Annotated in this window: 12 protein-coding genes; 6 read left to right on the top strand and 6 right to left on the bottom strand. The window is 60.0% G+C overall.

Annotated elements, in window-relative coordinates:
* The first annotated feature begins 27 nt into the window (after nt 1-27).
* The gene (locus tag HUV48_RS13200) at nt 28-720 is read left to right on the top strand and encodes an AraC family transcriptional regulator (protein ID WP_160728994.1); all 693 of its coding nucleotides are present in this window, start codon (nt 28-30) and stop codon (nt 718-720) included.
* A 72-nt stretch (nt 721-792) separates the two neighbouring features.
* Nucleotides 793-1,266 carry a sterol desaturase family protein gene (locus HUV48_RS13195; RefSeq protein ID WP_160728993.1) on the top strand — a complete coding sequence of 158 codons (474 nt, stop codon included), beginning with the start codon at nt 793-795 and terminating at the stop codon, nt 1,264-1,266.
* On the opposite strand, the gene HUV48_RS14625 is transcribed toward HUV48_RS13195, so the two are convergent.
* The 3 genes from HUV48_RS14625 to HUV48_RS13180 all read right to left on the bottom strand — a co-directional run bounded on the left by HUV48_RS14625 (nt 1,209) and on the right by HUV48_RS13180 (nt 5,856).
* Nucleotides 1,209-3,161 (bottom strand): strawberry notch-like NTP hydrolase domain-containing protein, encoded by a 1,953-nt coding sequence (locus HUV48_RS14625; RefSeq protein WP_318656109.1) that lies wholly within the window; start codon nt 3,159-3,161, stop codon nt 1,209-1,211. The two genes, HUV48_RS13195 and HUV48_RS14625, sit on opposite strands and share 58 nt — an antisense overlap.
* Nucleotides 3,162-3,224: 63 nt before the next feature.
* Complete coding sequence (locus HUV48_RS14440) at nt 3,225-3,983, bottom strand: DUF7146 domain-containing protein (RefSeq protein ID WP_419957076.1); 759 nt, start codon at nt 3,981-3,983, stop codon at nt 3,225-3,227.
* 574 nt (nt 3,984-4,557) lie between these two features.
* Nucleotides 4,558-5,856: a replication protein RepA gene (locus HUV48_RS13180; RefSeq protein ID WP_063612551.1), complete on the bottom strand. Its 1,299-nt coding sequence runs from the start codon at nt 5,854-5,856 to the stop codon at nt 4,558-4,560.
* Nucleotides 5,857-6,377: 521 nt separating this feature from the next.
* On the opposite strand from HUV48_RS13180, the gene HUV48_RS13175 reads away from it, so the two are divergent.
* Together HUV48_RS13175 and HUV48_RS13170 are read left to right on the top strand one after the other, a co-directional pair.
* Nucleotides 6,378-7,586 (top strand): AAA family ATPase, encoded by a 1,209-nt coding sequence (locus HUV48_RS13175; RefSeq protein WP_063612552.1) that lies wholly within the window; start codon nt 6,378-6,380, stop codon nt 7,584-7,586.
* A 180-nt stretch (nt 7,587-7,766) separates the two neighbouring features.
* Nucleotides 7,767-8,750, top strand: coding sequence for a ParB/RepB/Spo0J family partition protein (locus tag HUV48_RS13170; RefSeq protein ID WP_063612553.1), 984 nt, complete (start codon nt 7,767-7,769; stop codon nt 8,748-8,750).
* On the opposite strand, the gene HUV48_RS13165 is transcribed toward HUV48_RS13170, so the two are convergent.
* Nucleotides 8,747-9,694 (bottom strand): hypothetical protein, encoded by a 948-nt coding sequence (locus HUV48_RS13165; RefSeq protein WP_063612554.1) that lies wholly within the window; start codon nt 9,692-9,694, stop codon nt 8,747-8,749. The two genes, HUV48_RS13170 and HUV48_RS13165, sit on opposite strands and share 4 nt — an antisense overlap.
* 186 nt (nt 9,695-9,880) lie before the next feature.
* Between HUV48_RS13165 and HUV48_RS13160 the strand changes: the two genes are divergently transcribed.
* Nucleotides 9,881-11,053, top strand: a complete 1,173-nt coding sequence (locus tag HUV48_RS13160) for a tyrosine-type recombinase/integrase (RefSeq protein WP_176268260.1) — start codon at nt 9,881-9,883, stop codon at nt 11,051-11,053.
* Nucleotides 11,054-11,187: 134 nt separating this feature from the next.
* Here HUV48_RS13160 and HUV48_RS14435 read toward each other — a convergent pair whose 3' ends face one another.
* Nucleotides 11,188-11,358: a CPBP family glutamic-type intramembrane protease gene (locus HUV48_RS14435; protein WP_230292605.1), complete on the bottom strand. Its 171-nt coding sequence runs from the start codon at nt 11,356-11,358 to the stop codon at nt 11,188-11,190.
* A 462-nt stretch (nt 11,359-11,820) separates the two neighbouring features.
* Nucleotides 11,821-13,173 (bottom strand): NAD(P)/FAD-dependent oxidoreductase, encoded by a 1,353-nt coding sequence (locus tag HUV48_RS13150; RefSeq protein WP_225871714.1) that lies wholly within the window; start codon nt 13,171-13,173, stop codon nt 11,821-11,823.
* A gap of 108 nt (nt 13,174-13,281) precedes the next feature.
* On the opposite strand from HUV48_RS13150, the gene HUV48_RS13145 reads away from it, so the two are divergent.
* Nucleotides 13,282-14,322 (top strand): efflux RND transporter periplasmic adaptor subunit, encoded by a 1,041-nt coding sequence (locus HUV48_RS13145; RefSeq protein WP_066850901.1) that lies wholly within the window; start codon nt 13,282-13,284, stop codon nt 14,320-14,322.

The raw sequence follows: 14,322 nt of genomic DNA, 5'->3' as shown, positions 1-14,322 counted from the left end.
AGCACCGACGCCTCATGGGAGGGCAACATGATGCTCGGATTTGGCTGGGCACTTCTCGACGCCCAAACAGGAGAGAACCGTCCGCACAGTCATCTGGCACACCAGATCAGTCTTTCGCTGGTCGACTCTTGCAGCATTAACGCTGACCGAGATCTTCGCTTGTCGCCCGGTGAAGCTGTTCTCATCCCTGCCACCACGGTTCACCGCTTGACGCCATCCGGTGCCATCCTGCGAAATCTGTATGTCGATCCGTTTTTCATGGGAACCCGTGACCTCAACAAGAGTGTTGGACTGGAACGGCTTTCGACCGCTGAAGCGAATGCATTGGCTCTGGTTGGATCTGGGAACGAGGCCCGCAAATGGATGGAAGGCTTTTTGAACCGGAAGGGTTCGAGCCAAATCGACCCGCGCCTCCGCTCTACGCTGCAACGGATCGAACCCGGGGCGACACCTTCGGAATTGGCCAAAGCCGTCGGTGTTTCGACCACGCGGATGCGGGAAATTGCGGTTCGGGATTTTGGAGTGCCGACAACCAAGCTCCTGCAATGGTTACAGGTTCAGCGTGCCATCGAGAGCTTCGACCAATCTCATAGTGTCGCTGCCGCAGCGGCCGCGGGTGGGTTTTCCGATCAAGCGCACTTTACCCGTCGTTTGGTCGAATGGTTCGGCGTGACGCCATCACTGGGTCTTGCAAAAATCGCGATTACCATCGTGCGTTAAAACACCACCGAAACGTTCAAGACCGGTGGGCGACGGGAGCGTAAATGGATCCATCGTTTGATGGAGGCTCCAGTGGTCGTTTTTCGTTATCTCTATGCCCCACTCTATTTTTTTGGTTTTGTCGGGGGCGCTACGGCGATCGTGTCCTCGGATAGTTCGCCGGCCTGGCTGTTAGTTCTGGTCATCGCTGCGATCGGGACCTCACTTGCCGCCGAGCATATCGCGCCTTTCGAAAATCAGTGGAATTCGAGCCATGGGGATGGCGGGCGGGACGTTTTGCATGCCCTTGTAAACGAAGGGTCTCTTGTGGCTATGGTGCTGCTTCTTCCGCTCATCGCAAGCCTTGTCCCTTGGGAATCAGCCTGGCCAACGACGCTGCCCTTATGGGCTGATGCGGCCATCGCGATCGTGCTTCTCGACCTAGGGATAACCCTTGCCCATTTCGCCAGTCACAGGGTTTCGTTTCTCTGGCGTTTTCATGCCGTGCATCATTCGGTACGCCACATGTACGGCTTCAACGGGCTATTGAAGGTACCCATCCGGTGAACGGCATAGGCGAGGTTGTTGACGTCGGATGCGCCCGTGGCAGACGCGTATAGAACGCGGGCATCGGGGAGGTGGTTCTGGAGCAGGACACCGGCGATCCCTTGCAGGGAACCCGGCTTCGCGCCGCGCGCGCCCTCGCCTCCTGCCACGCCGCCCATCTCGTGGCTTTCGTCGAAGGCGATGACGCCGTCGAAGTCGGTGTCAGCCCAGTCGAGCAGCTGCTTCAGGCGTGTCGCATCCTGGCGTTGGCTGCGCAGCGTTGGATAGGTCACAAAGACGATGCCGTCGCGGAAGGGAAGTTCTTGGTCGATCTTCCAGCTGGAGAGCGGTTGGATGTCGGCGGGGAGCCCGCCGATCGCGGCCCAGTCGCGGCGGGCATCTTCGAGGAGGCTTTCGTTCTTGGATATCCAGATCGCTTGCCTGCGGCCCGCCAACCAGTTGTCGAGGATGCAGGCTGCAATTTGGCGCCCCTTCCCCGCTCCGGTCCCATCGCCCAAGAAATAGCCCTTCCGATAGGCCTTGCCGTTCTCGGACAGCGAAAGACCCACCCCCTCCTCTGACGGCACGAACTTGCCCGGAAGAAACTGCGTCCAGGCGTTGCCGGCGTAAATGATCGTTTCGAGCTGCGCTTCGGAGAGATGCGCCTCGTTCAGAATGCAATCGTGAAGCCGCGGTATGTAATCGGGCACCGGCGCCGGGATCGATCCCATGGCGACGCTCTCGACGAGGGGTGTCGGGTGTTTCCGGGAGCCCTGGATGTTGATCCGGCTCGGCCGATAGGGAACGTAGACGCCCGATTGCGCCCCGAGCGCGCGGGGCGCTTCCAGCTTGGCATAGTCCACCGTGACGATCTCGCGCGCCGCAAGCTTGCGCTCGATCTTAGGCGTGGTGCGCGGCTTGGCGCGCATCGACTTGAACAGGCTTGTCGCCTTCGGCTTGATCCGGGTGGGTCGTGCCGGCGGCGCTGTCGCGGGGTCGATCCGCTTCACGATCAAAAAGCATTCGGCAAGCTCGGAGACGGTGTCGCGTGCAATCAAGGACGGTTTCGAATTGCCCGGAACCTTGTCGATGACCAGCAACCGGACCGCCACGCTCGTGCCCTGCTTGTGATAGCATTTGGCGAGCCTGCAGGATGTCTGCACCGTGCAGTTTGCGAAGGTTTCCTCGTAGATCCGCAGCATCTTGGCGCTGGGGGTGAACCAGTCAGGCATGATGGCAACGACGCGGCCGCCCGGAAGCAACTTCGCCAAGGCCGCGCGCAGGTGACGGACCGCTGCGAATTGGTCGACCCCCCTGCCCTGCGAACGCGAAAACGGCGGGTTCATCAAGATCACCGTTGGCCGGAGGTCGTGCGCCGAAAGGGACGTCAGCATCGCACCGTCGAAGCCGGTGATCGTGGCTCTTTCGAAAAGAAGCGACAGCTTCGCACGGCGACGAGGATCGATTTCGTTGAGGTGGAGCTGCGCGACAGCCGGCAACATGCTCACGAGAGAGCCATGCCCGGCACTCGGTTCCAGGACGATGTCAGTGCTGCGGGGTTGCGCGGCGATCACGGCGAGCGCCGCCAGATCGGCCGGCGTCGAGAATTGCTGGAAGCGGATCTGATCTTCGCTTCGAACGGTGTGGGTGGGCAGCGAGTCGACCAGTTCCGACAGCGCAGGCACATCTTCGAGCAAGGGTGTCGAACGCGCCGAAAGATGAAGCGCCAGCCCCGCCTCAAGCAAATCGTAGGCATCGCGCTGCGTCCAGGATCCATTCGCCGATGTGCAGCCGTGCAGCTGCTCCATGATCGCAAAGAGGCTCTTCTTCGAAAGGATCGAGCCTGCGATGTTCTGGGCGACTTCCTCGATCGCCCCCTTGAGGCGGTGGTCGAATTGTTCGAATAGGTCGGTCACGGTCTGCTCCTGATGTTGATCCGCAACCAAGCTTCCCTCTCCCCTCCCCCTCGAACCGCAGTCCTATCCTCCAGTGTTCTCGTTCACCTCGGCCCAGTCGCCCGCCTTTCGTGGCGGAGGATCGCGGAGAACCGTCCGGTCTTTAGTCGCGTACGCCTCAATCGCCGCCAGTGCGCCAAGCCGCCCTGCCCTGTTGTTGTCCTCGGCGATCACGACCGTCTTTACGCCGTCCGGTATTCGGACAAGAGCCAGGCGTTCGGCTCCGAGCGTACTCCAGCACGGAATTCCTTTGATCCTGGTGTAGGCGACTGCATCTTCCATGCTCTCCGCAAGGCCGAGCGTGTCGCCTTTGAACGACGGTGACCAGGCGCCCATCCCCGGCCGCCCAAGCATGTATTTGCCTTTGTGGCACAGCCCTTTCGATCCGAGCGCGATACGCTGGATTGCCATGATCTCCAGGCGATCCCTCACCGCAACGAGAAGCGCGGGTCTGAAGACGGCATTGGGTTTGCGTCCGAACGGACATTTATGGTGGTAACGGATATCGCGGAGATCCAACGGAAGATTGCGCGATTTCAGGTATGCCTCAGCGAGCGTTTCGCAGATCTCCCGGCCCTGGTCCCATATTCGCCGCGCATTCGCTGACGATGGACTTGGCTGAAATTTGGGTGCTGGCGAATTGAATACGGGCCGCGTTCGCGAGATTGCTCGCAGTACGTCTTCATTTTGGCATCCGGCAAAGCAGTGTACCAGTATTCCGTGCTGGCCCTGCCTGATCGAGAGGGACGGCGTGCTGTCGCGGTGTGCTGGACATCGGCACATGGCGTAGCTGCCATGCCACTTGCCGCGAAGTCCTGCTACCGTGTCGATTGTTTCCTGAGTTGGGCTCAGACAGGTCAGCATAGTTGCTCCTCCTTTACCCCGAACCTCTTCCTCCACTTTTAAGAATGAAACCGAGACGAGTGTTGATACTTGCACCATGCTTGCCGGTCTCAGGGGGTCTGGCGATATTCAAATCACGCCAAAGGTGTGGTTGTGAAAAATCTTTTTCTGATTCCAGGGTCAATGTTCCTTTCTCAGCCAACACAAGAGGCCAAGGTCGAGAGGTTCGTCAGTGCTTTATCCCGAATTTCGTGGTTCTGGTTTTTGGAGTTAACGCACAAGCGGATCGACCGGAGGGCAATCAAGCCTTCCCAGGAATTGCCTCTGCTCAATAGTAGCGGAAAGCCCGTTTCGCCGGGAATGTGGCAAGATTCATTGTGTTCTCGGTGTCCCCGTGAAACCAAGAAGCCGACGATGCGCGTATCGTAGGACTATATGGCAACGGTGGCGGGACACCACACGAGAAGGTTGGTGCCTCTGCGCGATCGTCCGTATGGGCGTAAGTGCACCGCTCCTATTGGTGCGCGGCTCTCCGCTTGGCATAGGAGATGACGAAACTTTCCCAGATGCGAAGCCATTCTTTCTCGGTTCGAGGGCGTTCGAAGTCCGGGCAGCCACTGCGGAATTGGCTCGCCATCAGATCGACATCCCAGGGAGCACCCTTTTCGCGGCCAATCCGCAAAAAAGCTTCTTCGCGCTTTCCATACTGAAGCGACCCTGACGGAAACGCCAAGGTTTCGACTTCCGGCAACGTCTTCGCCCTGCCCTCTGCTTCGCCTGTCCTTTTGGACAGGGCTTTCCGCTTGCTGCGCGGTTCGATTCCAACGAGCCGTAGATGGGCTCCAACGAGCTTCTTCTCGAGCGGCGCTGGTGAAGGATAAAGGACGACCTTCCTCCCCGAAACATCGACATTGGCGTTCGGATAGACTGATGTAACAAGTTGCATTGTTTCACGGACGGTCTGGCGAAATCGTTTGCTGTCCGCGGCGTTGCCCAAATGCTTGGCCAACTGGTCCCACGAGAGTGCCTGGCCGCGCTCGGCGGTAACACGGGGGAGCCGGTAGGCAAGATAGGTGTAGAGATCGAGCGCGGTCGGCGCTCCCTTCAGTTCTCGGATCGCCACTTCATTGAGTGGAACCGCATGTTCAACGAGATGCTGATAGAAGACCTCCGACATTCTGATTTCGCGAGCGAAGGCACCGTCCTTGTCCAGCGAGCCGGCATATTCGCTGGAAATCTTTACATCCCTGACGGCAAAGGCGTTCTGGTCCGTATCGGCGCCGTCCCATCTGATCTGCCATTCACAGGCAAGCAACCGATCGACCTGCTGCTTCATCAGATTGGCAGTACCGCGTGGCCCGTATGAAATCGTCTGATATCCGAGACGCCGCATCCAATCAGTGAAATTGCGGCCGAGATAAACATCGCGCGACCGTTGCTGAACCGCTTGCGAGAGCATGTAGATTAGCGCCACGCGGGGATAGGATCCGAAAGGAACACCCAGACTCTTCATCACTCGCTTGCCATCGATCTCCTGCAGCACCGGCCGGGGATTGATTGCCAGCGCATAGCGACCGTCCTCGCGAATGATCGGTTCGAACTCGTCCTTGGGGCGCTTTGTTGGGAGCGACATGGCGCATAACGCCGAATGCAGAAACGCCGGCACCGGGTTTTCGTCCTGAACTCTCAGGAATGCGTCGAGCGTCAGTTGCGAGCCAGCATGCTCGGCAAGTGTACGGACCTGTTTCTCGCCGCCAGCCAGCATTGCCAGAGCGTATTGGTGGCCAACCGGTTTCTTGTCATCCTGCGTCATAGTCCCCTCCCCCGATTCGGCGGGCCTCGGTGGCTGGATCAACAACAGGGTTGGGGGGCTAAATCAAGCCCTTTGGCGATTTACGGACGATTTGTGGCCGAAAACCTGCAAAATCACCGATGATGTCGGGTCCGTTGAGCAAAACATGCCAATATCAAACTTTCAAACTCAAAATTTAACCGATTGCGAATCGGATTCGAAGGAGGAGATTCTCTATAAGTAGGTATGCGCTCTGAGATCATCGGTTCTTAGGCACCGAGATCATTGCATTTCTGCACTGAGTTCATCGGCCTGGCTCTGAGATCATCGGTTTTCGTCCACAGCTCGGTTTTGCGAGTCCGATGGTTGGATCAAGCAGTTCAAAAGGGCTCGAAGATCATCGGCGAACGCGTTTACTCGCCCGCGACTGCCCGCAAGTGGCTCGGAGATCATCGGTGTAGCTGTAAGTTTTTTGGCCAAGTCGTTGCTGAAAGCGTCAACTCGGGCTAAATTGATGTCCAGACTTCCAAGAAGGATAGTAGATGGCCACCAAGATTTCAGCCGATGGGCTTCCAGGCAGCTCAGCAACCGATGATCTCCGTTCCCTTCATCGCAAGTCACTGGCAATTCTCAAGCGGCTCCAGACACACGCGCTCGATCCCGAAACCGGAGAGAAGGCGGGCCCAACCTTCCCCATCTCGAAGGCCGCAGAACTCGTCGATCGAACGGCATCGGCAATCCGAGAGGCCGAACGCGATGGCCGTTTGCCCGAGCGCAGTCGCACCCCTTCGGGTCACCGCTTGCCGTACAATCTCACCGAGCTTGATAAGATGCGCAAGGTTTTCGGAACAAGGCCTTGGCGCGATCCGGAAGACACGCCGGCGATTATCTCGGTGTCGAACTTCAAGGGCGGCGTCGGCAAGTCGACGATCGCGGTGCACCTTGCGCAGCACTTTGCGATTAAGGGGTACAGGACCTTGCTCGTCGACTGCGACAGCCAGGCCAGCTCGACCATGATGTTCGGATATCGTCCCGATATCGATCTCGGTGAGAACGATACGCTTTACGGGCATTTTCACGACCCCGAGTTGCTCGGGGTCCGCTCGATCATCCGGGACACGCACTTTCACGGCCTCAGCCTTATCCCTTCAAATCTCAAGCTCTATAATCTGGAGTATGAGATAGCTGCGCACCTGGCTCAGACGCGAAGCTTCGATGTGATTGATCTGATTTCGAATGCGATCGGCGAGGTCGTTCACGACTATGATGTCGTTATCATGGATCCGCCGCCGGCTCTCGGAATGGTGTCGATGGCGGTTCTCCAGGCAGCGAATGCCATGGTGATCCCGATGCCGCCAAGCGTGATCGACTTCTCTTCGACTGTATCCTTCGTCGATATGGCGAGAACCACTATGGAACAGCTCGAGCAGTTGGGGGGCAGGGCGCGACCGGCCTACAATTTCATCCGCGTGGTCGCGAGCCGCGTCGACGAGAACAAGTCGATGCATCGCGAGCTTCTGGCCATGATGCGCGATGTGTTCGGCGGGTCTTTGCTTACATCGATAATGCCGACGAGCGCCGAAATCGACAATGCGAGTTCACGCCTCAAGACCGTTTTCGAGCTCGATCGGCCGGTAACGTCACGCGAGGTGCACATGCGGTGCGTGAAGTACCTCAATGCGGTTTGTGAGGAGATCGAGCAGGAAGTTATCGGCAGCTGGGCGAGCCGGGCAGGGGAGGTGATGGCATGATGTTGCCACGTGGCAACGATCTGGAAGGTCGTTCTGAATCAATGAGATATAGCTATCAGGCGAGTCCCGTGCCGGTGCCGGCGCATTGCCATGGTCAGCTGGTGTACGAGACCATTCAGAGTGCCGTTGCCACGTGGCAACAAACTGCCGCCACGGCAACACACGAAAGGAGATTGAGTCTTGGCCAAGGGTAATAAGGGCTTCGGTTCGCTGCTTACCGAATCGATCGATGATGACATCGAGGAGGGGGAGGCGGCGCCGGCAAGGAGCATAATGGCCAGTCGCAGCGAGGCGCTCAATCGCCTGGCATCGGGTAAGGTTGTAACGGATCGCACGGAGTTCGTGGATCCAGCCCGCTGCCGGCCATGGCGTCTCCACAATCGCGATCTCGATCATCTATCGGAGGAGAGTTGCCGCGATCTCATCGACGCCTTCCTTTCGGCGAAAAAGCAGCGCATCCCGGCAATCGTCAGGCGACTGCGCGACGACCCAGAGCATGATTACGAGATCATTGCCGGCGTCAGGCGCTGGTGGACGGTGCAGTGGCTGCGCGAGCACAACCATCCAGAGTTCGATTATCTGGTGACCGTCCAGCAACTTACCGACGAGGAGGCGTTCCGGGTATCGGATGTCGAGAATCGGTCGCGCAAGGACATCACCGACTGGGAGCGCGCTCATGAGTACGAAGCGGCGCTGTCCGAATTCTACGAGGGCTCGCTTACCCAGATGGCCGAGCACCTCAACATATCGAAGTCCTGGCTCAGCCGGATGCTCAACGTCGCGCGGCTACCCGAGGAACTCATCGTAGCTTTTGCCGATCGTCACGACATCACCGTGCGCATCGCGCGAGACCTTAAGCCGCTTGCCAACGAAATGCGCTCGCTTTCGGCGATGCGCAAGGAGACGGAGGCGATCCTTGCTGAACGCAGCTCGGGGAGCGAACCGCTTTCCGGGCCTGAGACGGCTAAACGCCTGATCAGGGCGACCACCGCGCCTGGCAAGCCGAGGACGAAGGTCCAGACCGAAACCGTGCCGACCAAATCCGGTGTTCCGATGCTCTCGGTGACCAGGCCGACCAATGGGGCAGGGCTCACCATCAAGATCCTCCCGAATTCAGGAGCTAATAAGACGACGATCATGGCGGCGATCGAAAAGCTTCTCTAAGTTTCGGTGTGCTTTCGCGAATGATCCGACAGCATCTGATCGATCTCCGCCATTTCTCTGTCAAACTCGGCAAGAACAGTGTCGAGGGCCGGTGACGAGCGCGACGGGGAGGGCGGACGCCCGCGCGGGGGTGCAACAATCCCCAAGGCAATCCCGACATCGGGAGTAACATAGAGACGCCAGCTCGTCCGACCGCTTGTTTCTACCAGCAGACCCTTTTCAGCCGCTCTTGAGAGGAGCTTCCCGGCTCCCGAGAGTGTGATGTCAAATCGGTCAACAAGTGTTCGCGCGGCCAGGAAGGGCGTCTCGAGTGCCAAGGTTCCTAACCGGGGAAGATGGCCCGGACGATGCTCGGCACCGACAGCAGCGCCGTAGCGCATACGATAGCCCTCGAGGCGGCCGAGACGCCGCAACCCTTCGTCGGCTAGTTCTCGCAAGGATTTGAGCAAACGCTTAAGCTGGGCTTCCCGCGTGCCGTGAAGAAAGCGAAGGCCCGGGTCGCCGGTCACCAGGCAAGGGAGTGGGTTCCTGGTCAAATTCATTCGCCGCAGCAACTTGGGAAACGCCAGCCAGGGAGCGGGCGTGTTATCCTGCCGCGACCAGGAATCGAGAACGGCGAGGGCGCGGGCGAGGGGAGGGGCGTCGCGCCAGCCATCGGGAATGTCGAAGGTAAAGGGTATGTCCTCGCGCCAATGACGGTCGTGACCGGCTGCCAGCTCTGCGGCCCAATCGGCGTAAGCGCCGAACGGATCGCCCGCGGTGACAACGGGGGGGCGGCCCGGGATCGAAACGCCGGTGAAATGTGAAATTACGTCGATTTCGTCGATTTCGTGCCGCTGCAGCCTCAGAGCTGTGGCGTAGCCGGTCCAGCTGGCTCGCAGCATCCACGCGGGGGCAACCGAACTGGCGGATATCCGGGCGTCAAGGCGACCGATCGATGCCATCGTTCGGCCGAACTCATCGACCAGATCGGGCGACCAGAGTATCGCACAAAGAGGACGAGCCGGACGTGACATGTATCAATAGTAGCTTAAAACGAGCGGTTCAGTCCACTGAGGAAGGCACGTAATGTTGATAATGCCTGCTTATCACTACTAGACAGATGGTGGAAATGTGCGCAAGCCCGTCGAATGGCTTCCGAAATCGCTCCAAACGGCGTCCCCGCGTATTTGTCGAACGAACTTGCGGACCGAAAGGGCGAACCCGTGGTCGCGACCGTCGCCGCGCTCGGCGGTGCTGGATCGGCGATCGATCCGGCCGTGATCGACGCGGCGGTTCGCGCTTGGGCGGCCAATACCAAACGCGCGTTCCTGTCGGATCTTGCGTTATGGAACGAATGGTGTCGGGTAAATGGAGTTCGGGCGCCGGGAGCGGACGCGCGACTGGTTGCGGATTGGGTAAGGGCGCTTGGCGGCCTGGAAACCGAGCGACGGCTGCGCACCCCGATCAAGAGACGCGCGCCCGCGACAATCGCGCGCTATCTCGTCCATGTCGGAATGGCCTATAGGATGGCGGGGCTGACCGATCCGACCGCGGCACCGCTGGTGAAGCTCGAATTGAAGGCCATGCGCCGTGCGCGTGGCACCCGCCAGCGCCAGGCAAAGGGGATCCGCTACAAGGGAGATATCGCCGATCTCGACGGACCGCCTACGGGCGTGTGCCTGGCGCATCTTCTGAAAGCCTGCCGCCGCGACTGGCTGGGCGTGCGCGATGCGGCGCTCCTGCGGGTCGCCTATGACACCGCCTGCCGGCGTTCCGAACTGGTGGAGATCGAGATCGATCATATCGAGGCGGGCGAGGGCGGGGCAGGGGTGCTGTTCATCCCCTCGAGCAAGACCGATACCGAAGGGGAGGGCGCCTATGCCTATCTGTCGCCGAGAACGATGGAGGCTATCCGCGTCTGGAAGAAGGCGGTCGATATCCGTTCGGGACCGCTGCTGCGGCGGGTCGAGGTGCATTTCGACGGATCGGTCAGCCGGGTCGGCAATCGTCCGATGCATCCTAACAGTATCACGCTGATATACCGTAGGATGGTGCGCGCGGCGCATGCGAAAGGACTGCTGGGCGAAATGAGCGAACAACGGCTAGAGCGGTGGGTGAGCGACATCTCGAGCCATTCAATCAGGGTCGGGGTGGCTCAAGACAATTTTGCGGCGGGGGAGGGGCTGCCCGCGATCATGCAAGCCTATCGCTGGCGCGATCCAGCAACGGTAATGCGCTATGGGGCTAAGCTCGCCGCGCAAAGCGGAGCCAGCGCGCGCCTCGCAAAGCGGTTCTCATCACATGAGTCGGGCGACCGTTAACGCTCGGCAAGGTGATTTCGTCGCCGCTTTTCGGGCGGCCATCAAACAAGAACGATGTCGGCTTTGCGCCCCAAATTCGGTCATTTTACGGGCAGAATGCTGATCCCGGAAGCGGGCATTCCGGGAAGACATCTTCACACGATGAACGAGAGCGAATTGCCGAAATTGTGAAGCAGAACCGGCAGGAGCAGGCTTCCGGTGCGCAAACGCAGCCAGACCGCGATAAAGGCTGGGATTGCCGTCAGCGCCATCGTGATGGGATCGAAGGCAAAGCTGTCGTCCGAGAAGCCACAGGCATGTGCCAATCCGAACAGGAAGCACGACAGGACCGCGCCCCATCCCCAATCGACCCGAGGAACCGTCTCCTTCCGGTGAAAGCCTGATCCAGCGCGAACAGCAGGATGCCACGATAGAAGAGCTCCTCCTCCAAACCCGTTATGGTGAGCTGAAACGCGATATCTTCGCCGCTAGCCGGGTTTCCAGGGAAGATGAGAGCTATGACGTAGTGTCGCCGAAGCCGTTCGGTCTTCATGCGACCGCCATGCCTACCGCTGCTTAGTCAACTGAGGTAGATCGACGCCAAAGACAGATACGCTGATCTTAGATGCGGTTTGGCTTCGAGCGCTTCCTGCGATCAAGTGCAAGCTAGGTCGCGACAACTTGCAGGTGATGGATAGCGAGGCCAGGCGAGCCTTCGAATGGTCCTAGATGGCGGTGCGGGAGCATGCTTTCATCATGGTCAACTATTTGAATATTGGCTGAGACCGCTACTTGTCATCGGGCCGCCCGCTTTCTGGGTCGCTGAGCGGCGGCTGCCGGGCATCGCTTGTGGTTGATCCCGTCAACAACCGCGCCCCGCGTCCGTAAGTAAACCATGCCCAAGCCCAGTTGACATAGACGACCAGGCGGCTGCGAAAGTCCACAAGCAGCATCAAATGTATAAGTGACCAGACCAGCCAGGCGAGAAATCCCGTGAGCCGGAGCCTGCCGAATTGCGCCGCCGCACGCGAGCGCCCGATCACCGCCATGGTACCATAGTCGCGGTAGCGGAAGGCGCCGGGCTCGCGCCGACCGGCGATACGGGCCGCGAGCAGCTTCCCGACATATGTGCCCTGCTGCTTGGCAACTGGTGCAAGAGCCGGCAAGCGCTCGTCGCCGCCTGCTTCGAAACTTGCGACGTCCCCGATCGCAAAGATGTTTGGATGACCCGGCACCGAACAATCGGACCGGACCGTTACAGCCCCGTTGCGGACCCCATCGATTCCAAGCCATTCAGCAGCCGGACGGGCCTCAGTGCCGGCACACCACAGCACGGCTCCGGTATCTATCCGCTCGCTACCGAGCACCACGCCGGTGGGATCGATTGCCTCGACGGCCGTGCCAATCCGCACCTCCACCCCCATCGAGGTTAGAGCTTCGGTCGCATAGGTCGAAAGCGCGGGATCGAAACCCGACAGCAAACGGCCGCCCGCCTCGCATAGGACCACACGCGTGTCGCGCGGATCGATGCGAGAGAAATCGCGCGCCAAAGTCGCGCGTGCGAGTTCGGAGATGGTCCCAGCCAGTTCCACGCCAGTTGGGCCGCCCCCAACAATAGCAAAGGTCAGGAGGCGTCGTATCTCTGCGTCGTCGGTCGACTGCTCGGCCCGCTCGAACGCTTCCAGCAACCGCGCGCGGATGGCAAGCGCATCCTCAATCGTCTTGAGAACCAGCGTGTGTTCGCGCCAGTTGTCCTGTCCAAAAAAGCTCGAGGCCGATCCCGTGGCGAGTACGAGATAATCGTATGGCAACCGATGCCCATCGCGCAGCAGCACCGAGCGCGCCCTGATATCGACGCCTGTAACCTCCGCCATCAACACACTTAGGTTTGACCCGCCGCGCATCAGCACACGGGTGGCCGTAGCGATATCGGACGGGGAAAGCGCCGCAGTCGCGACCTGGTATAGCAGCGGTTGAAACAGGTGATGATTGGTTTGGTCGATCAGCGTCACTTCCGCGGCATTGCCGCGAAGAGCGCGCGCCGCAGCCATGCCGCCGAAACCGGCGCCGACGATGACGACCCGGGGGCGGTTCGTCGATTCGGGATGAGACAGGTTCAGCGAAAGCGTTTGGCCTTGCAATTGGGTCTTCCTATTGCGACGAGCGATGATATGTAAACTTATTCGTTTCATTTTGGGCGCATGTCAAAGTCTGATTCGCGCCGAACCATTTTCAGACCCAAATTCTTCATGCTGCGCATATTCGTTTCGCTAATTTTCGCATGCCTTGTTGCAGGTTGCGACGATGCTCCCATTCCGGAGGAGGCCGATCGGCGTCCGGTCAAACTCTACACCGTGGCGGCAGGCGGTCAGGCGAGGACTTACGAGTTTCCCGCGATCATCGAGGCAAGCACATCTTCGGATCTAACCTTCGATGTGCCGGGCAAGATCGTCCGGCTGACGGTGGACCAGGGCGATTTCGTCAGGGCCGGCACGGTGATCGCGCAGCTCGACCAGACCATCGCGCGCAACCAGCTCGTCCAGGCACGCGAACAGTACGAGGCGGCACAGGATGCATTCCGCCGCGCCGACGCGCTGGTCGGCGAAGGCGCGATTCCGCGGGCAGTGCACGTTCAGCGCGAAACGCAGCGCGACACTGCGCGAGCCGAACTTGACAATGCGCGCGAGCAGTTGGAGAAGACCGTCTTGCGGGCGCCCTTTTCGGGCCGCGTGGCCAGGCGACTGACCGAGCCGTTCGAATATGTTTCGCCGCAGCAGCCGGTCGTGACCTTACAGACCGCCGGTTCCGCCAAGGTGGTGGTCCAGGTTCCCTCGTCCATCGTTGCCAATGCCGAGCAGCGGGCCCCGATCAACGCGGCGATCGCGCTCGACAGTCTTCCCGACAGGCGGTTCGCGGCCCGGTTCGGCTCGTTCGCCACCGACGCCACGCGTCAGTCGCTCACCTACGAGGCGACGTTCCTGTTCGATCCGCCTTCCGGCGCGCTGATCCTGCCGGGCATGACGGGAACACTGCATGTCGAGCTCGATACCGATGATGCCGAGATGCCGGCTGTGCCACTGGAAGCGATCGTTGGGCGTGACGAAAAGACATTCGTCTGGCGCGTGGACCGCAGGACGGGAGCCATCGCGCTGCGCCGCGTCACCGTAGGCAAGGGAGCAGGCGGAATGCTGCCTGTAACTGCCGGCATCGGCCGCGGAGACCTGATAGTGGCTGCTGGCGTGGCCAATCTCGAAGAGGGGATGAAAGTCCGCCCCTACGAGCGGGACTGA

This window comes from Qipengyuania atrilutea (assembly GCF_013370205.1).
Classification (GTDB): Bacteria; Pseudomonadota; Alphaproteobacteria; order Sphingomonadales; family Sphingomonadaceae; genus Actirhodobacter; species Actirhodobacter atriluteus.
The sequence above is the reverse complement of the archived record's forward strand: the minus strand, read 5'-3'. Positions and strand labels throughout refer to the sequence as shown.